This is a genomic window from Ruegeria sp. BJ3, assembly GCF_056535665.1.
On record NZ_JBQFIT010000001.1, the window covers coordinates 2,243,726 to 2,268,092 of the forward strand.

At 61.6% G+C, this 24,367-nt stretch carries 27 protein-coding genes; all 27 read right to left on the reverse strand.

From position 1 onward, the window contains the following. Position 1: 1 nt before the first annotated feature. Positions 2-1,669 carry a ribonuclease J gene (locus tag ACR3EL_RS11260; protein ID WP_170340410.1) on the reverse strand — a complete coding sequence of 556 codons (1,668 nt, stop codon included), beginning with the start codon at positions 1,667-1,669 and terminating at the stop codon, positions 2-4. Beyond that, the gene (locus ACR3EL_RS11265) at positions 1,666-2,445 is read right to left on the reverse strand and encodes a type III pantothenate kinase (protein WP_093964922.1); all 780 of its coding nucleotides are present in this window, start codon (positions 2,443-2,445) and stop codon (positions 1,666-1,668) included. Before ACR3EL_RS11265 ends, ACR3EL_RS11260 begins: the two co-directional genes overlap by 4 nt. An 11-nt stretch (positions 2,446-2,456) precedes the next feature. Continuing rightward, positions 2,457-3,206, reverse strand: coding sequence for a biotin--[acetyl-CoA-carboxylase] ligase (locus tag ACR3EL_RS11270; protein WP_170340409.1), 750 nt, complete (start codon positions 3,204-3,206; stop codon positions 2,457-2,459). 54 nt (positions 3,207-3,260) lie between these two features. Continuing rightward, positions 3,261-4,703 (reverse strand): NADH-quinone oxidoreductase subunit NuoN, encoded by a 1,443-nt coding sequence (gene nuoN / locus ACR3EL_RS11275; RefSeq protein WP_093964920.1) that lies wholly within the window; start codon positions 4,701-4,703, stop codon positions 3,261-3,263. A 15-nt stretch (positions 4,704-4,718) separates the two neighbouring features. Continuing rightward, positions 4,719-6,260, reverse strand: coding sequence for an NADH-quinone oxidoreductase subunit M (locus ACR3EL_RS11280; protein WP_170340407.1), 1,542 nt, complete (start codon positions 6,258-6,260; stop codon positions 4,719-4,721). After that, positions 6,260-8,386 carry an NADH-quinone oxidoreductase subunit L gene (gene nuoL / locus ACR3EL_RS11285; RefSeq protein ID WP_170340406.1) on the reverse strand — a complete coding sequence of 709 codons (2,127 nt, stop codon included), beginning with the start codon at positions 8,384-8,386 and terminating at the stop codon, positions 6,260-6,262. The genes ACR3EL_RS11280 and nuoL overlap by 1 nt, the downstream gene beginning before the upstream one ends. A gap of 6 nt (positions 8,387-8,392) precedes the next feature. Then, positions 8,393-8,698 carry an NADH-quinone oxidoreductase subunit NuoK gene (gene nuoK / locus ACR3EL_RS11290; RefSeq protein ID WP_005984024.1) on the reverse strand — a complete coding sequence of 102 codons (306 nt, stop codon included), beginning with the start codon at positions 8,696-8,698 and terminating at the stop codon, positions 8,393-8,395. 4 nt (positions 8,699-8,702) lie between these two features. Beyond that, entirely contained in the window at positions 8,703-9,305 is a 603-nt protein-coding gene (locus tag ACR3EL_RS11295; protein ID WP_170340404.1) for an NADH-quinone oxidoreductase subunit J, read from the reverse strand. After that, on the reverse strand, positions 9,302-9,724 hold the full coding sequence (locus tag ACR3EL_RS11300; protein WP_170340403.1) for a carboxymuconolactone decarboxylase family protein: 423 nt from the start codon (positions 9,722-9,724) through the stop codon (positions 9,302-9,304). The genes ACR3EL_RS11295 and ACR3EL_RS11300 overlap by 4 nt, the downstream gene beginning before the upstream one ends. Further along, a complete protein-coding gene (nuoI, locus tag ACR3EL_RS11305) occupies positions 9,721-10,215 on the reverse strand; it encodes an NADH-quinone oxidoreductase subunit NuoI (RefSeq protein ID WP_093964915.1) in 495 nt (164 codons plus the stop codon). Before nuoI ends, ACR3EL_RS11300 begins: the two co-directional genes overlap by 4 nt. 2 nt (positions 10,216-10,217) lie before the next feature. Beyond that, on the reverse strand, positions 10,218-11,255 hold the full coding sequence (gene nuoH, locus ACR3EL_RS11310) for an NADH-quinone oxidoreductase subunit NuoH (RefSeq protein ID WP_170340401.1): 1,038 nt from the start codon (positions 11,253-11,255) through the stop codon (positions 10,218-10,220). A 240-nt stretch (positions 11,256-11,495) separates the two neighbouring features. After that, complete coding sequence (nuoG, locus tag ACR3EL_RS11315; protein WP_170340400.1) at positions 11,496-13,478, reverse strand: NADH-quinone oxidoreductase subunit NuoG; 1,983 nt, start codon at positions 13,476-13,478, stop codon at positions 11,496-11,498. A gap of 3 nt (positions 13,479-13,481) precedes the next feature. After that, complete coding sequence (locus ACR3EL_RS11320) at positions 13,482-13,988, reverse strand: DUF5333 domain-containing protein (RefSeq protein ID WP_306372402.1); 507 nt, start codon at positions 13,986-13,988, stop codon at positions 13,482-13,484. After that, the gene (locus ACR3EL_RS11325; RefSeq protein WP_170340398.1) at positions 13,985-14,362 is read right to left on the reverse strand and encodes a hypothetical protein; all 378 of its coding nucleotides are present in this window, start codon (positions 14,360-14,362) and stop codon (positions 13,985-13,987) included. The genes ACR3EL_RS11320 and ACR3EL_RS11325 overlap by 4 nt, the downstream gene beginning before the upstream one ends. Next, complete coding sequence (locus ACR3EL_RS11330; protein WP_170340397.1) at positions 14,362-14,778, reverse strand: MAPEG family protein; 417 nt, start codon at positions 14,776-14,778, stop codon at positions 14,362-14,364. The genes ACR3EL_RS11325 and ACR3EL_RS11330 overlap by 1 nt, the downstream gene beginning before the upstream one ends. 5 nt (positions 14,779-14,783) lie before the next feature. After that, complete coding sequence (gene nuoF / locus ACR3EL_RS11335; RefSeq protein WP_170340395.1) at positions 14,784-16,082, reverse strand: NADH-quinone oxidoreductase subunit NuoF; 1,299 nt, start codon at positions 16,080-16,082, stop codon at positions 14,784-14,786. A gap of 12 nt (positions 16,083-16,094) precedes the next feature. Next, entirely contained in the window at positions 16,095-16,316 is a 222-nt protein-coding gene (locus tag ACR3EL_RS11340; protein ID WP_093964908.1) for a DUF5337 domain-containing protein, read from the reverse strand. A gap of 32 nt (positions 16,317-16,348) precedes the next feature. After that, the gene (locus ACR3EL_RS11345; protein WP_480721625.1) at positions 16,349-17,497 is read right to left on the reverse strand and encodes an NADH-quinone oxidoreductase subunit E; all 1,149 of its coding nucleotides are present in this window, start codon (positions 17,495-17,497) and stop codon (positions 16,349-16,351) included. Beyond that, positions 17,497-18,720, reverse strand: coding sequence for an NADH-quinone oxidoreductase subunit D (locus ACR3EL_RS11350; RefSeq protein ID WP_170340391.1), 1,224 nt, complete (start codon positions 18,718-18,720; stop codon positions 17,497-17,499). The genes ACR3EL_RS11345 and ACR3EL_RS11350 overlap by 1 nt, the downstream gene beginning before the upstream one ends. After that, a complete protein-coding gene (locus tag ACR3EL_RS11355) occupies positions 18,720-18,845 on the reverse strand; it encodes a hypothetical protein (protein ID WP_261391884.1) in 126 nt (41 codons plus the stop codon). The genes ACR3EL_RS11350 and ACR3EL_RS11355 overlap by 1 nt, the downstream gene beginning before the upstream one ends. Positions 18,846-18,852: 7 nt before the next feature. Continuing rightward, positions 18,853-19,026, reverse strand: coding sequence for a hypothetical protein (locus ACR3EL_RS11360; RefSeq protein WP_010442775.1), 174 nt, complete (start codon positions 19,024-19,026; stop codon positions 18,853-18,855). A gap of 2 nt (positions 19,027-19,028) precedes the next feature. After that, a complete protein-coding gene (locus ACR3EL_RS11365; RefSeq protein WP_170340389.1) occupies positions 19,029-19,631 on the reverse strand; it encodes an NADH-quinone oxidoreductase subunit C in 603 nt (200 codons plus the stop codon). Positions 19,632-19,643: 12 nt separating this feature from the next. Beyond that, entirely contained in the window at positions 19,644-20,177 is a 534-nt protein-coding gene (locus ACR3EL_RS11370; RefSeq protein ID WP_093964904.1) for a NuoB/complex I 20 kDa subunit family protein, read from the reverse strand. Continuing rightward, positions 20,168-20,533 (reverse strand): NADH-quinone oxidoreductase subunit A, encoded by a 366-nt coding sequence (locus ACR3EL_RS11375; RefSeq protein WP_093964903.1) that lies wholly within the window; start codon positions 20,531-20,533, stop codon positions 20,168-20,170. The genes ACR3EL_RS11370 and ACR3EL_RS11375 overlap by 10 nt, the downstream gene beginning before the upstream one ends. A 187-nt stretch (positions 20,534-20,720) precedes the next feature. Then, positions 20,721-21,509, reverse strand: a complete 789-nt coding sequence (locus ACR3EL_RS11380; RefSeq protein WP_480721628.1) for a crotonase/enoyl-CoA hydratase family protein — start codon at positions 21,507-21,509, stop codon at positions 20,721-20,723. A 9-nt stretch (positions 21,510-21,518) separates the two neighbouring features. Next, positions 21,519-22,373, reverse strand: coding sequence for a hydroxymethylglutaryl-CoA lyase (locus ACR3EL_RS11385; RefSeq protein ID WP_170340385.1), 855 nt, complete (start codon positions 22,371-22,373; stop codon positions 21,519-21,521). A 57-nt stretch (positions 22,374-22,430) separates the two neighbouring features. Further along, a complete protein-coding gene (locus tag ACR3EL_RS11390) occupies positions 22,431-24,362 on the reverse strand; it encodes an acetyl/propionyl/methylcrotonyl-CoA carboxylase subunit alpha (RefSeq protein ID WP_170340384.1) in 1,932 nt (643 codons plus the stop codon). Between the last annotated feature and the right edge of the window lie 5 nt (positions 24,363-24,367).

Genomic DNA, 24,367 nt, shown 5'->3' on the forward strand with positions numbered 1-24,367 from the left:
CTTATTTCATTCGGCTTACCACAACTGTGACTTCGGGCTTTTTGCCGATTTCGATCTGCGAACTTTGGCGAACGATGCGACGCATGGCTTCTTCCAGCTTGTCATCGTCCCGCAGCGTTTTGACATCAGCCCGCATCAGGAACTGGTTCAGGTCCTCTTCCAGCACCTCGATCAATCCGGCCCGCGACACGCCGGTTTCCGGCAGGCCCATGGTATCGCACCAAGGCTCGCCCAGTGGCTCGTCGTCTTCGTCCAGGATGACAGTTACGGTCACGTGCCCGTTCAGAGCCATGCGGATACGGTCCCGCACCACACCGTCCAGCGCGCCAATCTTGACGGATCCGTCCAGGTAGGTCCGGCCGGTCTCGACATAATCCACGACCTCGGGCGCGTTCCCGGACAGATCCAGCATCGTTCCATTGACCGCCAGAACTCCGGCACGCCCCCCGGCCTCGGCCAGCTTGGCGTGTTCCCGCAGATGCCTGTGTTCACCGTGCATTGGAACGACGATCTGAGGATCGACCAAGGCATGCATCTGCTCGAGATCGGGGCGGTTGGCGTGGCCGGAAACGTGATACAAGCCAGCGCTGTCATCGACCACGTCGACGCCTTTTTCGCTCAGTTGGTTCATGATGCGGATCACACCGCGTTCATTCCCCGGAATGGTCTTCGAGGAGAACAGGAACAGGTCGCCATCTTTCAGCTCGATCCCCCGGTACTTGCCACGCGCCAGCTGCGCGCTGGCCGCGCGGCGCTCACCCTGGCTGCCGGTGACGATCAGCATCAGGTTCTGGCGGGGCAGATCCAAGGCTTCCTCAGCGCTGATCACGCGGGGAAAATCAGACAGGATACCGGTTTCGGTCGCAGCCTCGATCATGCGGCGCATGGCCCGGCCCAACAGAACCACCGACCGACCCGCCCGCTGCCCGGCCTCGGCCAGCGTTTTGACCCGCGCGACATTCGACGCAAAGGTCGTTGCAACCACCATACCGGTCGCGTCTTCGACCAATTGAGTGATGGCCGGCCCGACCTCCGACTCCGAACGGCCGGGATGCGAGGAAAACACGTTGGTGCTGTCACAAACCAACGCCTTGACCCCGGGCTTGGCCACTTCGGCCCAAAGATCGGGATCAAACGGTTCGCCCACAACCGGATTGGTGTCCAGTTTGAAATCACCGGTATGCACGACACGGCCGGCCGGTGTATCGATCACCAGCGCCGCGCTCTCGGGGATCGAATGCGAAACGGGCAGGAACCCGACCGTAAACGGACCTGCCTTGATCTGCTCGGGCCAGGCGGACACGGTGCGCACGGCTTCGGGCGGATGTCCGACATCTTCCATTTTGCGGCGGGCGATATTTGCGGTGAAAGCACGCGCGTAGACCGGCGCGCCAAGGGCCTCTTGACAATGGGCCACGGCGCCGACGTGATCCTCGTGCGCATGGGTGACGAAGATCGCCTCAAGCCGATCCGCACGTTCCTTCAACCACGAAATGTCGGCGTAGATCAGATCGACGCCCGGCGTTGTATCCATGTCGGGAAAGGTCACGCCCAGATCGACCAGGATCAGACGTTCCTGACCGGGTTTGCCATAGCCGTAGACATAGGCGTTCATACCGATTTCGCCCGCGCCGCCGAGCGGCAAGTAGATCAGTCTTTCGCTGCTCATGCCGAGCCAGTATCCTTATTGTAGCGATGGATCACGGTAAGCCCGTGCATCGTCAGATCGTCTTCAATTGCATCAAAGCCCACATCGGCCTGATCGAACAGCGGTGCAAGACCGCCCGTCCCTATGACCTTCATGGGCATTCCGTATTCCGCCTTGATCCTGTCGATCAAACCTTCGATGAGGCCGGAATACCCCCAATACACACCTGACTGGATACATCCAACCGTGTTTGTGCCGATGACTTTCTCGGGACGCGTCACGTCGATATGCGGCAGAGCTGCAGCGCCCTGGTGCAAGGCCTCGAGACTGAGGTTCACGCCGGGGGCGATCACTCCTCCGACATAGGCGCCATCAGCGGCGACCACATCGAAATTCGTGGCGGTCCCGAAATCCACCACCACGACATTCCCGCCGTGCCGATCAAAGGCACCGGCCGCATTCGCCAGACGGTCCGGACCGGGAATCGTCCCTTCATCAACGCGCGGCGCTACCGGCAACTCGCAATCGGGCTTGCCCACCACCAACGGCCGGCATCCAAAGAACCGGTCGGCAAAGACGCGCAGGTTGAACACCACCCGCGGCACCGTCGAGGCAATGATGACGTCGGTGATGTCAGCCTCGATCCCGTAATGTTTCACCAGGGTCGAGTACCAGGTGAAATAGGCATCGGCCGTGCGGGCATGGTGGGTTGAGGTGCGCAGCGTGCACAGGAATTTCTCGCCATCCCAGATCGAGAAAACGGTGTTCGTGTTGCCGCAGTCAATGGCCAGAAGCATATGCGCCCCTTTCAGAAATAAACGTCTGCCGCCGGAATGCTGACGCGGCCCTTGGCGGTGTTTAGGACAAGGTTGCCGCCCGCGTCCACCGTTTCAAAGGTCCCGACGGTTTCCGAAGCACCTGTGCGCGCGGTAATCACCTCGCCCAGCTTCGCAGCCCGGGCCAGCCACGCTTTGCGGATCGGTTCAAACCCGTAGGTAACAAACTGCAGTTCGAGCTTTGCGTAGGCATCGGCGAGTTCAGTCAGAAAATCCTCGGCGGACACCTGAGCCCCGGTTTCCGACAACAACGAAACGGGCCGCAGAGCTCCCTGCTCAACTGTCTCAGGATCAGGCGCGTCTGCGAGGTTCACCCCGATGCCGATCGCAAGGTGGGATACGTCGCGCCCCTGCCCCGTGCTTTCCAACAGGATGCCGGCCAGTTTCCCGCCGTTCAACAACACGTCATTCGGCCATTTCAATGCGAACCCCTGTGCGCGACCGGTGACCGAAACACAGGCATCAAAAAGCGCCAGCGCGGCAACAAAGCTGCGAAGGGCTGCCTGCTCTGGATTGCCCTCGGGCCGCAGCAACAAGGTTGCTGCCAGGTTGCCCTGGGGGTTGGACCACGCCCGGCCGCGCCTGCCACGCGCGGCGGTTTGATGATGCGCCATGATCCAGACCGGACCTGTTGCAGTGGGTGCGATCCGCGCGGCCTCATTCAGGGTGCTGTCAACTTCCTGCAGGATATGCAGACCGTATCCTTGGGGCCAGGTGCTCATGCCAAAAAGGCCCGGCCTGATGGCCGAGCCCCTTTCCAGATTTTGTTGAAACGGTCAGTTGACAAGCGTCGTCGCCGCGGCTGCCGCTGCGCCCTCGATCCCGAACTGGTAGACCACACCGATCAACATCAATGCGGCCGACCCCATCAGAGCAACCCACAATACCGGGGTCGAGCGGGTTTCGATCGGATCTTCGTTTTCGTCGCCGAAATACATGTAGAAGACGATCCGCAGGTAGTAGAAGGCACCGATCACCGAGGCGATTGCCGATGCAATAACCAACCCAATCAGGTCAGCTTGCACACCGGCCTGCCAGACGCCGAACTTGGCGAAGAACCCCAGCATTGGCGGTACGCCGGCAAGGCTGAACATCAGGATCAGCACGGCCAGCGCCTTGCCCGGGTCCCGCTTGGAATACTGGCGCAGGGCGTCGATGTCTGTCACCGGCTTGCCGTCGCGCTCCATCATCAGGATGAAGGCGAAGGTGCCGATATTCATGGTCACATAGATCGCCAGATACATCAGCATCGCTTTGACACCCAATTCGGTGCCCGCGGCCAGACCGATCAGCGCGTACCCCATATGTGCAATTGACGAATAGGCCATCAGCCGTTTGATGTCGCGCTGCCCGATGGCAGCCACGGCCCCCAGCAACATCGACAGGACCGAAAGCAGCACGATCACCTGCTGCCAGTCCGCGATGGCACCGCCGAACGCATCATGCAGAACGCGCGCGAACAAGGCCATCGCTGCAACTTTGGGTGCGGTTGCAAAGAAAGCCGTCACCGGAGTGGGCGAGCCCTCGTAAACGTCCGGTGTCCACATGTGGAACGGAACCGCCGAAATCTTGAATGCCAAACCCGAGATCAGCAGAACAAGGCCAAACAGAAGCCCAACCGAGACATCGCCGTGATGCACCGTGTTGATGATGCCCGAGAACAGCGTCGTACCGGTGAACCCATAGACCAGAGATGCGCCGAACAGCAGCAATCCCGAACTGAGCGCACCCAAAACGAAATACTTCAGCCCCGCCTCGGTCGATTTGGCGCTGTCACGGCGCAGGGCCGCCACGACATACAGAGACAGCGACTGCAGCTCGAGACCCATATAGAGCGACATCAAATCGCCGGCGCTGACCATCATCATCATGCCGACCGCTGCCAAAGCCACCAGCAACGGATACTCGAAACGCAGCAGGTTCCGGCGCGCCATGTACTCCTGGCTCATAACCAGAACCGCGGCGGCCGATAGCAGAATCGCGACCTTTGCAAATCGGGCGAACCCGTCGTCGATGAACATGCCGTTGAAGGCCACGTTGGTCCCCGAGCCGTTCGACGCGATCCAGAACGACAGCGCCGCCATCAGTCCGGCCGTCGTCCAGACCAGAACCGGAGCCAGCGCATCCTTGCTGGTGTAGACAGCTCCGATCAGCGCCGCCATCGCATAGATCGCCAGAATGATTTCCGGCAGAATTACAGTGAGATCAGCCTGGATCATGTCTCCAAAGCTCCCTTAGTGCGAGGCGACCTGGGTCGCGGCCTCGGCCGCGGCCAGAGCCGTGTCATAGTTCGAAATCAGCGCGGCGGTCGAATTGCCGATCACGTCGGTGACCAGCGACGGATAGACCCCCAGCAGGATGGTCATGACGATCAGCGGCGCAAAGATCAGGCGTTCGCGTGTGCTCATGTCGGTGATCGACTTGAGGCTTTCCTTGATCAGGTCGCCAAAGACCACGCGGCGATACAGCCACAGCGCATAAGCTGCCGAGAAGATCACACCGCTGGCCGCCACTGCGGTCACCCAGGTGTTGACCTGGAAGGTGCCCATCAGCGTCAGGAATTCGCCGATGAACCCGCTGGTGCCCGGCAGCCCCACATTGGCCATCGTGAACAGCATGAACACCAGCGCATAGGCCGGCATTCGGATCACCAGCCCGCCATAGGCCTCGATGTCGCGAGTGTGCATCCGGTCGTAGATCACGCCGACGCAAAGGAACAGCGCGGCCGAGATGAACCCGTGGCTGAGCATCTGGAAGATCGCCCCATCGATGCCCTGCTGGTTCGCCGCAAAGATGCCCATGGTCACAAAACCCATATGCGCGACCGAGGAATAGGCGATCAGCTTTTTCATGTCCTCCTGCACCAGCGCCACCAACGAGGTGTAGACCACGGCGATGGCCGACAGCCACAGCACCAGATCGGTCATCACGGCCGACCCAACCGGGAACATGGGCAAGCTGAAGCGCAGGAAGCCATAGCCACCCATCTTCAGCAGGATTGCCGCCAGCACGACCGAACCCGCCGTCGGTGCCTGAACGTGCGCGTCAGGCAGCCAGGTGTGCACGGGCCACATCGGCATCTTCACCGCGAAGGACGCGAAGAACGCGAGGAACATCAGCGTCTGCATACCACCGACAATGTGGACACCCAGCACGCTGAAGCTCTCGGACGAGAACTGGTGCGTCATGAGCGCGGCAATGTCCGTGGTGCCTGCATCCGCATACATCGCCACCATCGCCACCAGCATCAGAACCGAGCCGAGGAAGGTGTAGAGGAAGAACTTAAAGCTGGCATAGATCCGGTCCTTGCCGCCCCAGATGCCGATGATCAGGAACATCGGGATCAGCCCGGCTTCGAAGAACAGGTAGAACAGCACCAGATCCAGCGCCATGAATACGCCGAGCATCAGCGTTTCCAGAAGCAGGAAGGCGATCATATATTCCTTGACCCGGTCGGTCACGTTCCAGCTGGCCAAGATGGTCAGCGGCATGATGAAGGTGGTCAGCAGCACGAACAGAACGCTGATGCCATCCACGCCCATCTTGTACTTCAGGCCCAGCAGCCACTGACCCTCTTCCACCATCTGGAAGCCGGTGTTCGATGGGTCGAACTCGGTATAGATTCCGATCGAAACAAGGAAGGTCACTGTGGTCGCAACCAGCGCGATCCACTTGGCATTGCGCTGTGCGGCCACATCGTTCCCATGCAGGAACAGCGCCATCAGACCGGCGGAAATGGCCGGAATGAACGTTACAATGGATAGGATATTGTCCATCAGTTTGCGCCTCCGCCGATCGACATCCAGGTGACCAGGGCGGCGATCCCCAGAACCATCCAGAAGGCGTAAGTGAAGATGTAGCCCGTCTGCGCCTTGCCTGCGAGGCGGGTGAAGAAGGGAACGACGCCCATTGCTACTCCGTTCAGGAAACCGTCGATCGTCTTGCCGTCACCGCCCTTCCACAGGAACCGGCCAAGGGCCACAGTCGGTTTGACAAGGATCGCGTCGTAGATTTCGTCAAAGTACCACTTGTTCTTGAGGAACAGGTACAGCGGACGCTGGTTCTCGGCCAGGCGGCCCGGCAGCGCCGGGTTCACGATGTAGAACAGGTAGGCCAGTCCAAAGCCCAGAACCATTGCGATGAACGGCGAGACCTTGACCCATTTCGGCGCCGCATGCGCGTCGTCCAGAACATGGTTGTCCGGCGCGATGTACAGCGCACCCTCGCCCGGTTTGCCGACAAAGGCATAGTGGTGATCTCCGCCCTTCGCCTTGTCATCATGCGCAGCCTCGTCGCCATGGGATTCGGTGGCATGCGTGTCGTCGCCATGGTCATCGGCCTTGGCATGGTCACCGGCCTCGGCATGCGCCTCGGCCACCGGAATGCCATAGAACTTGCCAACCTGATCGGCGTGACCGAAGAAGTTGTTGTACCAGATCATGCCCGCGAACACGGCGCCCAGCGACAGAACACCCAGCGGCACCAGCATGACCATCGGGCTTTCATGCGCGTGCTCATGCGTGTGCTTGTCGCCCCGCTCCTCGCCAAAGAAGGTCAGGAAGATCAGGCGCCAGCTGTAGAACGAGGTCATCGCGGCCGCGATCACCAGCGCCCAGAACCCGAAGGCCGATCCGCCGGCATAGGCGCTTTCGATGATGGCATCCTTGGACAGGAAACCGGCAAAGCCGATCGTGGTCAGCGGGATACCGACACCGGTGATGGCCAGCGTGCCGATCATCATCGCCCAGAAGGTATAGGGGATCTTCTTGCGCAGGTTGCCATAGTTCATCATGTCCTGTTCGTGGTGCATGGCGTGGATCACCGAGCCCGCCCCCAGGAACAAGAGCGCCTTGAAGAAGGCATGCGTGAACAGGTGGAACATCGCCGCCGAATACATGCCCACGCCCGCGGCCACGAACATGTAGCCCAGCTGCGAGCAGGTCGAATAGGCGATCACGCGTTTGATGTCCGTCTGCACCAAGCCCACGGTCGCGGCAAAGAAAGCGGTGGCAGCCCCCAGCACGGTGACGAACCCGGTTGCTCCTGGCGCGAACTCCATCAGCGGCGACATGCGGCAAACCAAGAACACACCGGCCGTCACCATGGTGGCCGCGTGGATCAGCGCCGACACGGGCGTCGGGCCCTCCATCGCGTCCGGCAACCAGGTGTGCAGGATCAACTGCGCCGATTTGCCCATCGCACCGATGAACAGCAGCACGCAGATGACCTCGATCGCGGTCCATTCGCCCCACAGGAAGGTCAGTTGCGTTTCTGCCAGCTGGGGTGCAGCGGCAAAGATGTCCGAGAAGTTGATGCTGTCGGTCAGGAAGAACAGCGCGAATATCCCCAGCGCAAAGCCGAAATCGCCCACACGGTTGACGATGAACGCTTTCATCGCCGCCGCATTGGCCGAAGGTTTGCGATAGTAAAAACCGATCAGCAGGTACGACGCGACCCCTACACCTTCCCAGCCGAAGAACATCTGCACCAGATTGTCGGCCGTCACCAGCATCAGCATGGCGAAGGTGAAGAAGGACAGATAGGCAAAGAAGCGCGGCTTGTAGCTTTCGCCCTCACGCCACTGCGGGTCGTGATCCATGTAGCCGAACGAATAAAGGTGCACGAGCGCCGAAACCGTGGTGACGACGATCAGCATTATGGCGGTCAGCCGGTCCAGACGGATGGCCCACGAGGTCGACAGCGAGCCGCTCTCGATCCAGCGCATGATTTCGATCTGCTGGGTCTGTCCGTCAAAGCTGAAGAAGACGATCCACGACAGCAAACAGGCCAGGAACAACAGGCCAGTGGCCGTCCACAGCGCGGCCTTTTCGCCGATGAACTTCCAGCCAAAGCCGCAGATCAGCGCGCCCACCAGCGGGGCAAAGAGGATTGTGGTTTCCATGATCCCTTACCCCTTCATCATGTTGACGTCTTCAACCGCGATAGTGCCGCGGTTGCGGAAGAAGCAGACCAGAATAGCCAGCCCGATCGCAGCCTCGGCCGCGGCCACGGTCAGCACGAACAGCGTGAAAACCTGCCCGACCAGATCGCCGAGAAAGCTGGAAAACGCCACGAGGTTGATGTTCACCGCCAGCAGCATCAGTTCGATGCTCATCAGCAGGATGATGACGTTCTTGCGGTTCAGGAAGAGACCGAAGATGCCGATGACGAACAGCGTCGCCGCGACGGTAAGATAGTGTTCAAGTCCGATCATCGTCTCAAAGTCCCTGCCCCGGTTTCACGTCCTTCAACTCCATTGCCTTGGCCGGGTCACGCATCATCTGGCCGACGATGTCCTGACGCTTGATGTCCTTGCGGTGGCGCAGCGTCAGCACGATGGCGCCGATCATGGCCACCAGCAGGATCAGGCCCGCCAGTTGGAACAGAAGGAAGTATTGATCGTAAAGGATGACACCCAGTGCCTCGGTGTTGTGGCGGTCGGCAGGGATCGGCTGGGCCAGGTTGGCCGCCGCGCCTTGTGCGCTGTCCCAGGCGCCAAAGGCCATGACGAACTGCATCAGGATGACCAGACCGATCAGCAGGGCCAGAGGCATGTAGCGCGCCATCTCGGCCTTGAGCTCGGCAAAGTCCACGTCCAGCATCATCACCACGAACAGGAACAGCACCGCCACCGCGCCGACATAGACGATGATCAGCAGCATGGCGACGAATTCCGCCCCCAGCAGCACGAACAGTCCCGCCGACGAAAGGAAGGCCAGGATCAGCCACAGCACCGAATGCACCGGCTGCCGGCTGATCACGGTGAACAGCCCGCCGGTGATGGCGCTGATGGCAAAGAGGTAAAAGGCAAATACGCTCATTGGTCATCTTCCTCGTTTTCGCCCATGGCCTCCTGCGCCAGTTCCAGCGCCCGGGTCATGGCCGGGATGCCGGCAAAGACCGACATCTGACCGATCGTTTCCACGATCTCTTGTTTCTTGGCCCCCGCCTCGATGGCATGGCGCACCGTCTGGCGCAGGGCCGTGTCGGCCTGCGCGCCCTGGCAAGTCAGACCGGCCAGCGTCAGCAACAGGCGGGTCTTGGCATCCAGTCCGCCCGGATTGACGGTGTTGCCGAACATCATTTCCATGACCTCTTTGGGCATGGTCGGCCACAGCGCCTCGAAGCCGCGCATCGCGTCGACGGGCGAATAGCTCTCCAGCGCCGGGTTGAACGCCTTGGCCATGTCATGGGCCTGTCTGAGCATCTGCTCGAATGGGTTTTTTGCCGGATCGCTCATCGGTAGGGCGCGTCCAGTTCCAGGTTGCGGGCGATCTCGGCTTCCCAGCGTTCACCGTTGTCCAGCAGCTTCTGCTTGTCATAGAACAGCTCTTCGCGGGTTTCGGTGGCGAATTCGAAATTCGGCCCTTCCACGATGGCATCGACCGGGCAGGCCTCTTGGCAGAAGCCGCAGTAGATGCACTTGGTCATGTCGATGTCATAGCGCGTGGTACGGCGGCTGCCGTCTTCACGCGGCTCAGCGTCGATTGTGATGGCTTGAGCGGGACACACAGCTTCGCACAGTTTGCAGGCGATGCAGCGCTCCTCGCCGTTGGGATAACGGCGCAGGGCGTGTTCACCGCGGAACCGGGGCGACAGCGGACCCTTTTCGTGCGGGTAGTTCACGGTGGCTTTGGGGGCGAAGAAATACTTCAGCCCCAGCTTCATGCCGACCCAGAAATCCTGCAGAAGGAAGTATTTGGCCGCGCGGGTATAGTCGATATTTGCCATTGTCAGCCTCCTACGCTCCAACGGGCGAATGCACCCCAGAACCAGTCGAACTTCGCCGCAAAGGCCACGAAGACCACCCACACCAGGCTGAACGGCAGGAACACTTTCCAGCCCAGCCGCATCAGCTGGTCGTAGCGGTAGCGGGGCGTGATTGCCTTGACCATCGCGAACAGGAAGAAGAAGAACGCCATCTTGGCGACCATCCACAGCACACCATCGGGCAGGCCCGGGATCGGCGACAACCAGCCGCCGAAGAACAGCAGCGTGGTCAGGGCGCACATCAGGAAGATGGCGATGTATTCGCCCGCCATGAACAGCAGGAAGGGCGTTGCCGAGTATTCAACCTGATAGCCTGCAACCAGCTCAGACTCCGCCTCGGGCAGGTCGAACGGCGGGCGGTTGGTCTCGGCCAGGGCCGAGATGAAGAACAGGAAGACCATCGGGAAATGCGGCAGCCAGTACCAGCTGAAGAACCCGAACGAGCCATCCTGCGCCCGCACGATGTCTCCAAAATTCATCGAGCCGGTCGAAATTATCACCCCGATGATAATCAGGCCGATCGAAACCTCATACGAAATCATCTGCGCGGCCGAGCGCAGCGAACCCAGGAACGGGTATTTCGAGTTTGACGCCCATCCGCCCATGATAACGCCGTAAACCTCGAGCGAGGACACTGCGAACACGTAAAGGATGGCCACGTTGATGTCGGACAGGACCCAGCCGTCATTGAACGGAATGACCGCCCAGGCGATCATGGCCAGTACGAACGACGTCAGCGGCGCCAGGATGAACACAGTCCGGTCGGCGCCGGCAGGGATCACCACCTCTTTGACGACGTATTTCAGCGCGTCCGCCACCGATTGCAGTAGGCCATAAACGCCAACCACGTTGGGGCCGCGACGCATCTGGACCGCGGCCCAGATCTTGCGGTCGCCATAGACCAGAAACAGCAGCGAGATCATCACGAAGGCCACGACGGCCAGCACCTGCGCCAATATGATCAGGGCTATTCCGCCTGGGGTGTCAAAGAATTCAGCCATTGGTCCTCACACCGTGGGTATTCCGTTTTCCGCTGCCATCGCGAGGCCCGACCGGCCGGTCGGAGACTCGCGTCGCCTGCGATTGGTTTGGCGAGTTGGTGTAAACAGCATCCGCTTCCTGCACGCCACCTTTTTCCTTCATTTCATTCGGCAAAACACCCGACCACGCCCCTCGTATCTCCTCTCGGAAAAACGAGCTCGGGCTTCCGCCCTCTGTGCTGTTTATGGTCGTCGCAAGCCTCATTCCGCAGCAATCTTTTGGTCACCGCGCGCCTTGGCCAGCGCCGAAAGCTCGGCCATCAACTGCGAGGCACGTGCGATCGGGTTGGTCAGATAGAAATCCTTGATCACGGTCCGGAAATCGGCCTGCCCCAAAGGTCCGGCCTCGATTGCCTGTTCTTCGTTCTCGGGCACTTGGTCGATCCCGGCCAGATGCGGCACTGCTTCGATCAGCTTTTGCCGCAGCTGGGCCAAAGTGTCATAAGGAAGTTTCTCGCCCAACTCTGCCGAAAGCGCCCTTAAGATCGCCCAGTTTTCCTTGGCTTCGCCCGGCGCAAATCCGGCCCGCATCGCCAATTGAGGGCGACCCTCAGTGTTGACGAAGAGACCGTTTTCCTCGGTATAGGCCGCACTTGGCAGGATGACGTCGGCGCGATGTGCACCGCGGTCACCGTGGCTGCCCTGATAGATGACGAACGGACCGGTATCGATATCGACCTCGTCCGCGCCCAGATTGAAGATCACCTCGCCGTCGATTGCAGCCTCAAGGCCACCTTCCGTAACTGCCCCCACATCCATCGCACCGACGCGGGCCGCCGCTGTGTGCAGAACCAGCATCCGACCCGACAGCGCGCGCGCAGCGGCCAAAACGGCCAGACCGTCGGCCTCAGAAACGGCGCCTTGTCCGACGATCACAACGGCTTCGTTGCTTGCCTTGGCCTTGGCCAGTGCATCGCGGTCGGTGCCAAGATGTTCGTAGTCATAAGTCAGATCAACGGCCGGGCCGATCAATTTGACATCGGCGCCCGCCAGCCACGCCTTGCGGATGCGCGCATTCAGCACCGGAGCCTCGTCGCGCGGGTTGGTGCCGATCAGAATGATCTCTTTCGCCGTGTCGATCTCCTCGATCGTCACATTGCCGACATAGCCCGAACGGTTACCGATAGGCAGGCGGGCATTGTCGGTTCGGCATTCGACCTTGCCACCCAGCCCCTCAATCAACTGCTTCAACGCAAAGGCGGCTTCGACAGGAACCAGATCGCCGATCAGACCTGCAACCTTCTTGCCCTTCATCGCCGCTGCGGCGGTGGCCAAAGCCTCGGGCCAGCTGGCGGCGCGCAGGCGACCGTTTTCGCGGATATAAGGCGTGTCCAGACGTTGACGGCGCAAACCGTCCCAGACAAAACGCGTCTTGTCCGAGATCCACTCTTCATTCACGCCATCATGGTTGCGCGGCAGAATGCGCATCACTTCGCGGCCCTTGGTATCGACACGAATGTTCGATCCCAAGGCGTCCATCACGTCGATGGTTTCGGTCTTGGTCAGTTCCCACGGGCGTGCGGTAAAGGCATAAGGCTTGGAAGTCAGCGCCCCCACCGGGCACAGGTCAATGATGTTGCCTTGCAGGTTCGAATCCAGCGTTTGGTTCAGGTAGGAGGTAATTTCCGCATCCTCGCCCCGGCCTGTCTGGCCCATTTGGTCGATACCCGCGATCTCGGTCGTGAAACGCACACAGCGGGTGCAGCTGATGCAGCGGGTCATGGCCGTACCAACCAGCGGACCCAGATCCAGATCATCCACGGCCCGCTTGGCTTCTTTGAACCGGCTGGCCGACATACCGTAGGCCATTGCCTGGTCTTGCAGATCGCATTCACCGCCTTGGTCGCAGATCGGGCAATCCAAGGGGTGGTTGATCAGCAGAAATTCCATGACCCCTTCCCGGGCCTTCTTGACCATGGGCGAGTTGGTCTTGACCACCGGCGGCTGGCCTTCCGGTCCAGGGCGCAGATCGCGCACCTGCATCGCGCACGAAGCGGCCGGCTTGGGCGGCCCGCCCACGACCTCGACCAGGCACATGCGGCAGTTGCCGGCAATCGACAGGCGCTCATGATAGCAGAACCGCGGCACCTCGACCCCGGCCTGCTCGCAGGCCTGAATCAGGGTCATCGCGCCATCGACTTCGATTTCCTTGTCGTCGATTACGATCTTGCGGAGGTCAGACATGGTCTAGTTCGCCCTCAAATACACGCCAATGGCGCTGTTTCGTTCGATTTCCTTGCGCCCCAGGGCACAGAATGTTTCAGCTTTTCCGTAGCTCACGCCGTTCTGCGCGAGATACTTCTCGCCCTTGGCCCGCATCCGCGCTTTTTCAGAGTCCGACTCGACATAGGCCCGGATCTCTCCGTCCGAATAACCCAGGCTGTTGGCCTTGGACCGCAGGCTCCACATCACACCGATTGCCTTCATTCGCCGCCCACTGATCGACGGGCAGTATTCCGAGATCTCATTTGCGATGGCGATGTAGTAAAGCTCGTTGTCGATTTCCTTGACTTCGCGCAAGGGCGGCTTTGCGTCCGCCGAGACGGGCAACGCCGTCGCACAGGCAAATGCGGCAAGTTTCACAAATTTCATGACATATCCTTTCGTCTTGGGTTCCCCAAGACGTCCCGCGGCACGGCTGTTATGCAATAACGGCCGCCCGATCAGCGCAGGATATGCAATAGCGCAGCTCATGGTCGTTGACAGGCTCCGGCAAATGTCAGGCTGTCGTTTTCGATGCGCAGGTTCTGCGGTTCGGTGTCAGGACCAACCTTCCACGCAATGCGGGAGGAACCGAAATTCTGAATGCAGAACCGGGTGCCCTCGTACCGACCAGCTTCGCGCGCGCCATCCAGCGAGGCTGACACACCTTTGATCGTCACGGTGAAATCCGCAGGCGACCGTTTCTTGTCGACCGGCTTTGCCTTGGCCCGAAACGACTTGCCGTCAAACAGGATCCGGTCGCTTGTTGGAGCCGTCCCGCAGGCCGAAAGCAGCGTCAGCAGAACAAGCACACCGACAGCCGGGCGACGCAGGTTCGCGGTGATATCAACAAGTGTGACGGCCATCAGAACGCAGCCACCAATGCAAGGATCCCAAGCACAAACATGCAGGCCCAAGCCACCACATACAGGACTGAACGAATACCGCTATGCGGTTTGCCAACGCCCTGAATGTGTACGACAAGCATCACCAGTCGCGCGACCAAGGCAATCGCGGCCAGCCAGTTCACCCAGACCGGGCTGGCGCCCAACAGAATGGCTGCCACAGTAACGGTCAGAAACGCGGGCAAAGTCTCGGTGCCGTTCAGATAGGCACGGTTCAGGCGATAAGCCTTGTCGGCATAGTCCTGGTCGGGGGTCGCGCCAGGAGCCAGCCCTTTGCCCTGTTTCGCCAGTGCCGAAAACGGCGATAGGAACAAAACGACCAGTGTGAAAATCACCAAAGACGCAATCGCGTGGGAATACTCTGCATAGGCTTCCATCGTTGTCACTCCGCCGCCAGCGCACCCATACGGCCCGATTTCTGAGCCTTGATGCGGTCTTCGATTTCTTCGCGGAAGTTGCGGATCAGGCCCTGGATCGGCCATGCGGCCGCGTCACCCAGCGCACAGATCGTATGGCCTTCGACCTGCTTGGTCACCTCGAACAGCATGTCGATCTCTTCCAGTTCGGCCTCGCCGCGCACCAGGCGGTCCATCACCCGCATCATCCAGCCCGTACCCTCGCGGCAGGGCGTACACTGGCCGCAGCTTTCGTGCTTGTAGAATTTCGACAGGCGCCAGATGGCCTTGATGATGTCGGTGGACTTGTCCATTACGATCACCGCCGCCGTGCCAAGCCCCGAGCCCAAATCGTTGCGCAGATAGTCGAAATCCATGATCGCGTCGCGCATGTTCTCGCCGCGCACGCAAGGCACGGACGAGCCACCGGGGATCACGGCCAACAGGTTGTCCCACCCGCCGCGGATGCCACCGCAATGGGTCTCGATCAATTCTTCAAAGCTGATCGACATCGCCTCTTCGACCACACAGGGGGTATTGACGTGACCCGAGACGGCAAAAAGCTTGGTGCCCGCGTTGTTCTGGCGGCCGAAACCGGCGAACCAGTCGGCGCCACGCCGCAGGATCGTGGGGACAACCGCGATGGATTCCACGTTGTTCACCGTGGTCGGGCAGCCATACAGACCCGCCCCCGCCGGGAAAGGCGGCTTCATGCGCGGCATGCCCTTCTTGCCTTCCAGGCTTTCGATCAGCGCGGTTTCCTCGCCACAGATATAGGCGCCTGCCCCGTGGTGCAGGAACAGGTCGAAATCCCATCCCGATCCGGCGGCGTTCTTGCCCAGCAGGCCCGCATCATAGGCCTCGTCGATTGCAGCCTGCAGTGCCTCGCGCTCACGAATGTACTCGCCGCGCAGGTAGATGTAGCAGGTGTGCGCATTCATCGCGAAAGACGCAATCAGGCAGCCTTCGATCAGCGTGTGCGGATCGTGGCGCATGATCTCGCGGTCCTTGCAGGTGCCCGGTTCGGATTCGTCGGCGTTGACCACCAGATAGGACGGGCGGCCATCGCTTTCCTTCGGCATAAACGACCATTTCAGGCCGGTCGGGAAGCCCGCACCGCCACGCCCGCGCAGGCCTGAGTCTTTCATCGTCTGGATGATCCAGTCGCGACCCTTTTCCATCAGGCCAGCAGTGCCGTCCCAATGCCCCCGGGCCTGGGCGCCCTTCAAGGTGCGCTCGTGCATCCCGTAGATGTTGGTAAAGATCCGGTCCTGATCCTTCAGCATCGCGTGTTACCTTCAGCTGTCCTGACGCATGCGCCAGAGTTGAAATATGTTGACGCCCGCATAGATGAACGCCGCGATCGCGGCGAAATCGAACAGCAGCGCAAAGCGTCCCGGCAGCTCCAGGGCCGGGCCGATGAACAGGGTCATGGCAAGCCACAACAGCATGGTCACCGCGATGACCACGCCGATATGTCGGCCCTTGCGGGCGATGGCCTGTTCCTTGTCCTTGTCCATCACACTCCGATGCACGTATCGGGCACCGTCTCTCAGTCTTCGTAGGTGCCGTCTTGCTTGGCACGTTTGGAAAATTCGGTTTCCTCACCAGCAGCCAGCTTGGCCGCCTGCTCGATCCAGCCGTCGCGTTCGATCCGGCCCTTGAACTTCAGCCGGGCATCAACCCAGGCCACATGTTCGGGCGTCCAGGCCGCGATCTGATCGAAGTGGTAGAACCCGAGCTCGTTCAGCGTCTGCTCGAGCTTCGGCCCCACACCTTTCAGCAGCTTGAGGTCGTCGGGCTTGCCGTCGCGCGCACCGCTCAGCGTTTCGGGCTGAGCCTCAGCCGTTTCCGGCTTGGCCGCGGCGCCCTCGGGCGAAGATGGCTCGGCCTTGGCGGATTTCTTGGGTGCGGCCTGGCGGGCGGCTGGTTTGCCCTGCTCTGGCACCTTCGGCGGCTTGGGCGCGGCTTTCGCGCCGGCGACCTTGCCATCCTTGCCCAACCAAGGCGTCAAAATCGGAACCTCGGTTCCGTCGATGCGCTTGACGGTATCGCCCAGTTCCGTGGCCAGTTGCACACTGGCATTGTGCTTTGCCTTGCCACCCTCGTAGTCCTCCAGGCTGGTCACCCCGCCCAGAGGCTCGGCCGCATAGCGCCCATTCTGGGGACCCGGCACCGGAACCTTGCCAGCGACCACTTCATCAATGATCCGACCAAAACTCTCGGCGGTCAGGTCCTCGTAATAGTCTTTACCGATCTGTGCCATCGGGGCGTTGGTGCAGGAGCCCAGGCACTCGACCTCTTCCCAGCTCAGCTTGCCGTCCGCCGACAGCTGGTGCGGCTTGGGCGCGATCTTTTCGCGGCAGACCGCGATCAGGTCTTCGGCCCCGCAGATCATGCAGGACGTGGTGCCACAGACCTGAATATGCGCAACGGACCCAACCGGTTGCAGCTGGAACATGAAGTAGAAGGACGCAACTTCGAGCACCCGGATGTACGACATGCCCAGCATGTCAGCGACGGTTTCAATCGCCGGACGGCTCAGCCAGCCCTCCTGCTCTTGTGCGCGCCACAGCAGCGGGATGACCGCGCTGGCCTGACGGCCCTCGGGGTACTTGGTGATCTGCGCCTTGGCCCAATCCATATTGGCGGGAGTGAAGGCAAAGCTATCAGGTTGTTCGGGATGAAGACGGCGGAGCATTAGCGGTCAATCTCTCCAAATACGACGTCCATGGTGCCAATGATGGCGGCGACGTCGGCCAGTTGGTGGCCCTTGGCGACGTGGTCCATGGCTTGCAGGTGCAGGAAACCGGGCGCACGCAGCTTGGCGCGGTACGGCTTGTTGGTGCCGTCGGCGACGAGATAGACGCCGAACTCGCCCTTGGGCGCTTCGACGGCGGCATAGACTTCACCCGCCGGAACGTGGAACCCTTCGGTGTACAGTTTGAAGTGATGGATCAGGCTCTCCATCGAGGTCTTCATGTCCGAGCGTTTCGGCGGCGTGATCTTGCCGCGGGCCAGAATGTCGCCCGGGCAGTCGCGCAGCTTGGCGATGGCCTGACGGATGATCGACACCGACTGGCGCATCTCTTCCATCCGCACCAGGTAGCGGTCATAGCAGTCCCCATTCTTGCCGACGGGGATTTGGAACTCGAACTCGTCGTAGCATTCATAGGGTTGCGCGCGACGCAAGTCCCAGGCGAGGCCCGATCCGCGCACCATCACGCCCGAGAAGCCGTATTGCTGGATATCCTCCTCGGTCACCACGCCGATGTCGCAGTTGCGCTGTTTGAAGATCCGGTTCTCGGTCAGCAGTCCGTCAATGTCGTCCAGAACGGCGGGGAACTCGTGGCTCCAGGTCTCGATGTCGTCCAGCAACTCGGGCGGCAGGTCCTGATGCACACCGCCGGGGCGGAAATAGGCCGCGTGCAGGCGCGCACCGCAGGCACGCTCGTAAAACACCATCAGCTTTTCACGCTCTTCAAAGCCCCACAGCGGCGGGGTCAGCGCGCCCACGTCCATCGCCTGCGTGGTCACGTTGAGCAGATGGTTCAAAACGCGCCCAATCTCGGAATACAGGACCCGGATCAACGAGGCCCTGCGTGGAACTTCGACGCCGGTCAGCTTTTCGATGGCCAGGCACCAGGCATGTTCCTGGTTCATCGGCGCCACATAGTCCAATCGGTCGAAATACGGCAGGTTCTGCAGATAGGTCCGGCTTTCCATCAGCTTTTCGGTACCGCGGTGCAGCAGGCCGATATGCGGGTCGCAACGCTCGACGATCTCGCCGTCCAGCTCAAGCACAAGACGCAAAACTCCGTGCGCCGCAGGGTGCTGCGGGCCGAAGTTGATATTGAAGTTGCGGATCTTCTGTTCTCCGCTCAGCGCGTCCGTGCTGCCGTCATCGTATCTTGAGCCGTCCATCAACGCCCTCGTTTCTTTTTCGCTTCGGCCCGAACCCGGACCTTTTCCGCCTCAAGCGCTTTGGCTGCGGCCCCCGCCAGCAGGACCCCCAGCGCACCCAACGCAATAAGTTCCCCCAGCAGCATGACCATCTCAGCGGCGCTCCAGTTCCTGCAGTTTCAACCCGACCCACCACAGCAACGCGATCGTGCCGAATGGGACCAGGCAGAGAAGGCACCAGTATTTGTTGATCCCGAAAAACGGCAAGATCTTCACCATCGGAATGATGGTCAGTGCAGAAAGGATCAGCCACCAGATGCCACCCATTGTCAGGTCTCCTGTTTTTCATCCCCCGGCAGAACATAGTTCGCACCTTCCCACGGGCTCATGAAATCGAACTGGCGATATTCCTGAACCAGCGAGACCGGTTCGTACACGACCCGTTTCTGCGCTTCGTCATAGCGGACTTCGATATACCCGGTGGTCGGAAAATCCTTGCGCAACGGATAGCCGCGAAAGCCATAGTCGGTCAGAATGCGACGCAGGTCCGGGTGGCCCGAGAACAGGATGCCGAACATGTCGAACACTTCACGCTCGAACCAGTTGGCCGAGGGGTGCACATCGACGATCGACGGAACCATGTCTTCCTCGCGCACCGAGATCCGGATCCGGATGCGCTGGTTCTGGTACATCGAAAGAAAGTGGTAAACCACGTCGAACCGTTTGGCGCGTTCGGGGTAGTCAACTCCGGTAATGTCGACCAAGGTAGAAAACTTGCAGTTCTGATCCGTTTTCAGAAACTCGACAAATTCCACCAGGCTCGAGGGCGCAACATCAACCGTCAGCTCGTCATGGGCCACGCTCCATGACAGAACACAGTCCGTGCGCTTGAGCTCGATATGCGTGCCGAGTTCCTTGAGTGCTTCGCTCATCTCGGTCCCTCCTCAGCGGACAATAGTGCCGGTGCGGCGGATCTTGCGCTGCAGCTGCAGCAGACCGTACAGCAGAGCCTCGGCCGTCGGCGGGCAGCCGGGCACATAGATGTCCACCGGAACAATCCGGTCGCAGCCACGCACGACGGAATAGGAATAGTGGTAGTACCCGCCACCATTGGCGCAGGACCCCATCGAAATCACATAGCGCGGCTCGGGCATCTGGTCATAGACCTTGCGTAGCGCCGGGGCCATCTTGTTGGTCAGCGTACCGGCCACGATCATCACGTCCGACTGGCGCGGGGATGCGCGCGGCGCGATGCCGAAGCGTTCGGCGTCGTAACGCGGCATCGAGGTGTGCATCATCTCGACCGCACAGCAGGCCAGACCAAAGGTCATCCAGTGCAGCGAGCCGGTGCGCGCCCAGTTGATGATGTCCTCGGACGAAGTCAGCAGGAACCCTTTGTCCTGCAACTCGGCGTTCAGGGCCTGGGTGGCGACTTCCTTGTCGACGCCAGCGGTGTTTGCACCCGTCATCACTCCCATTCCAGGGCCCCCTTCTTCCATTCATAGGCAAAGCCGATGGTCAGAACGCCGAGGAACACCATCATCGACCAGAAGCCGACATCGCTGATGTCCTTGAAGCCCACGGCCCAGGGAAACAGGAACGCAATCTCGAGGTCGAAGATGATGAACAGGATCGACACCAGATAGAATCGGACATCGAACTTCATCCGCGCATCGTCGAACGCGTTGAACCCGCACTCATAGGCGCTGACCTTTTCGGGGTCGGGATTTCGGACTGCCAGAACGACGGCGGCCAGAATCAGGACGATTCCAAGGCCCACGGCGACGGCCAGAAACACCAGGATCGGGAGATACTCCCGCAACAGCTCTTCCACGAGTGGCTCCTTTCCTGCGCATCCCGAACGAGACACGCCGTCAATTGGCGTGTTGACTGGACATTCTCTATCCGCGCGGGGTCAGAGGGTCAACCGAGCAGAAGCGCGCATGGCACCGAATATTCGGCTTGCCAACGCCCAGCGCTGCACTAGGCGCAAACCCTTGGCTTCAAATGGTCGCGGGCGGTCAAACCTTACTATTCCATGAAGGTTTTCGCTTGTCGAAGAAAGCGCCGATTCCCTCACGCGCCTCGTCAGTTTCCCAGCGGTCGACCAGCGCCCGGATCGTGTGGTCGATCACCGCGTCGTCCATACGCGGTCCGAGGTTCCGAACCAGCGCCTTGGCCGAGGCCACGGCGCCCGGCGCACAGGAGAGATAGGGCTGCACTTCGGCTTCTATCGCGGCATCCAACTCATCCGCCGGAACGGCCCGCGCCAACAGGCCAAGATCCACCGCCTCGGCCGCGTCGAACAGACGGGCCGACATGAACACGCGCCGCGCGCGGGCCTCGCCCATGCGGGCGATGACATAGGGGCCGATGGTGGCCGGGATCAGCCCCAGCCGGGTTTCGGTCAGCCCCATCTTCAGGCTGTCCACGCCGACGGCCACATCACAGACCGCGGCCATGCCCACGCCACCGCCAAAGGCGTTGCCCTGAAGCGCGCCGATCAAGGGTTTTGGCAGGGTGTTCAGGGCGTTCAGCATCTCGGCCAGCTTGCGCGCCTCGACAAAGCGGGTCTCGGGGTCGGCGGCCATCTGGGCCTGCATCCAGCCCAGGTCACCCCCGGCGCAGAAGCTCTTGCCCGCGCCGGTCAGAACTACGACACGCACGTCGTTGGTTTCCCCCAGTTGCGCGGCGGCCCGGGTCAGCTCGGCGATCATCTGCGCCGACATCGCGTTGTGTTTTTCCGGCCGGTTCAGCGTCAGCGTGGCAACGCCGCGCAAATCGGTGGAGATCGAGATGGTCTCAAACATGTCAGCCTCTTATCCCGCCCGCATCGCGCGGGCCATTTCCGCCGCTTGGTTCAGCACGGCAACGTCCAGCCCGGTATCATAGCCCAGCCGTTCGAGATGCGCGGCAACGGCTTCGGTGGCCACATTCCCGGCCGCGCCAGGCGCGTAGGGGCAGCCGCCCAATCCGCCCACGGCTGCGTCGAACACCCGGACGCCCAGCGCAAGAGACGCGTCGATATTGTCGATCGCCCGCCCGTTGGTGTCGTGGAAATGCCCGGCCAGACGGGTCGCGGGCACGTATTCACGCACCGCCAGCAGCATTCGTGCGATGCTGTCGGGTGTCCCCTGCCCGATCGTGTCGCCCAGCGAGATCTCGTAACAGCCGTGCGCGAACAGCAGGTCGGCCACCTCGGCCACCTTGGCGGGTGGCGTCGGCCCGTCATAGGGGCAGTCGGTCACGCAAGAGACGTATCCCCGCACCGGCAGGTCGATATGGCGCGCCGCCTCAAGGATCGGGACGAACCGCTCGATGGATTCGGCGATGGTCGCGTTGATGTTGGCCTTGGAAAACCCCTCCGACGCCGAGGCAAACACCGCGATCTCATCCGCCCCGGCGGCCAGCGCGTCCTTATAGCCACGCATGTTCGGGGTCAGCGCGGCGTAGCGCACGCCGGGGGCGCGGGTGATCCCGGCCAGCACCTCGGCGCTGCCGGCCATTTGCGGCACCCATTTGGGCGATACGAAACTGGCCACCTCGATCCGGCTGAACCCCGCCCGGCTGAGGCAGTCGACCAGCGCGATCTTCTCGGAAACCGGGATTTCACGCTTTTCGTTCTGCAGCCCGTCGCGCGGCCCCACTTCGAAAATCTCGACACGTTCCGCCATGGCGGTGCCCTCCTGTACAGTCCCGGCCCGCCCCGTTCAGGGCGGGCGTTCAGGGTTTCAGTCGTCTTCCAGCCGGACCAGCGCCGCACCGGCCTCGACCTGCGATCCGGCCTCGGCCAGAACCTCGGCCACGACACCGTCGCGGGCGGCCAGCAGCGAATGCTCCATTTTCATGGCCTCGAGGATGGCCAACCGGTCGCCTTCCTTCACCGCCTGCCCCGGCGCGGCAAATACCGCCTTGACCAGCCCGGGCATCGGCGCTTCGACCACGTTGGTGTCACCGGCGGCGCTGACATCGCGGTCCAGCGGGTCCAGCATCTCGAAGTTCACGCCATAGGCGTCGAACACGGTGACATCGTGGCCCGCAATCGCAACCGGAGGCATCGGCTGGCCGTCGATGATCCAGCGGCCGTTGACCCGTTCGGCGATCACGCTGGCCCCGCCAACCTGCCAGTCCTGCCGGTCCGGCCCTGCGACCTGGACGTCCAGATCCAGAACCTCGCCGTCGCGCTTCAGCTGAAGCGCCCGGTGCAGCGGGGCCCAGAGGGTAAATCCGGTATCCTGGGCGGGTTTGTCCAGCCCGGTCGCGGCCATCGCCGCCGCAACGGTCATTGCCGGGGTGACGGCGGGTTCGCGCACCAGATCGTCCAGATCGCGGCCGATCAACCCGGTATCGACATCGCCCGCCGCAAACCCGGCGTGCCGGGTCAGTGCGCCCAGGAAAGACAGGTTGGTGACGGTTCCCGCCACCTGCGTCCGGCGCAGCGCGCGGTGCAGTTGTTCCAGCGCCACCGCGCGGGTCCGGCCGTGCACAATCACCTTGGCGATCATCGGGTCATACCATGGGCTGATCGTGTCACCCGCCCGCACGCCGCTGTCGGCGCGGCAGCCGTGCGGAAACTCCAGATGGGTCAGAGTGCCCGTCGCGGGCAGGAACCCTTTGGGCACGTCCTCGGCATAGAGCCGGGCCTCGAAGGCATGACCGTTGATCGACAGCTCTGCCTGCCGCTTGGGCAGGCTTTCCCCGGCTGCAACCCGCAACTGCCATTCGACCAGGTCGATTCCGGTGATGGCCTCGGTCACCGGGTGTTCGACCTGCAGGCGGGTGTTCATCTCCATGAACCAGAAGCGGTCGGGGCGCAGCCCGTCCGAGGCATCGACGATGAACTCCACGGTGCCTGCGCCCTTGTAGCCGATGGCCTCGGCCGCGCGCACGCCCGCCTGGCCCATCGCTTCGCGCATCTCGGGCGTCATTCCGGGCGCCGGTGCTTCCTCGATCACCTTCTGGTGGCGGCGCTGCAGCGAGCAGTCGCGTTCGAACAGATGCACGGCATGGGTGCCGTCACCAAAAACCTGAACCTCGATATGACGGGGCTTGGCCACGAATTTCTCGACCAGAACGGCATCATTGCCAAAAGCAGTCTTGGCCTCACCCCGGGCGCTGTCCAGAGCAGCGGCGAAATCCGCCGGCCTCTCGACCAGCCGCATCCCCTTGCCACCACCGCCGGCCACCGCCTTGATCAGAACCGGATAGCCGATGGTGTCGGCCGCTCCGGCCAGATGCTCAGGGTCCTGGTTGTCGCCGTGATAGCCGGGCACGACCGGGACGCCGGCGTGCTCCATCAGCGCCTTGGCGGCATCCTTCAGGCCCATCTTGCGGATCGCATCCGCCGAGGGGCCGATGAAGGTCAGGCCCGCGGCCTGCACGGCATCCACGAAATCGGGGTTCTCGGACAGAAACCCGTACCCTGGGTGGATCGCCTGCGCGCCGGTATCCAGCGCGGCCTGAATGATCACGTCGCCCTTCAGATAACTGTCGGCCGGAGCCGCCCCGCCAATATGTACGGCCTCATCCGCCATCTGCACATGCTTGGCGGCCGCGTCCGCATCCGAGTACACGGCAACGCAGGCCACGCCCATCTTGTGCGCGGTTTCGATGACCCGGCAGGCAATCTCGCCTCGGTTGGCGATCAGGATCTTGTCAAACATGGCTG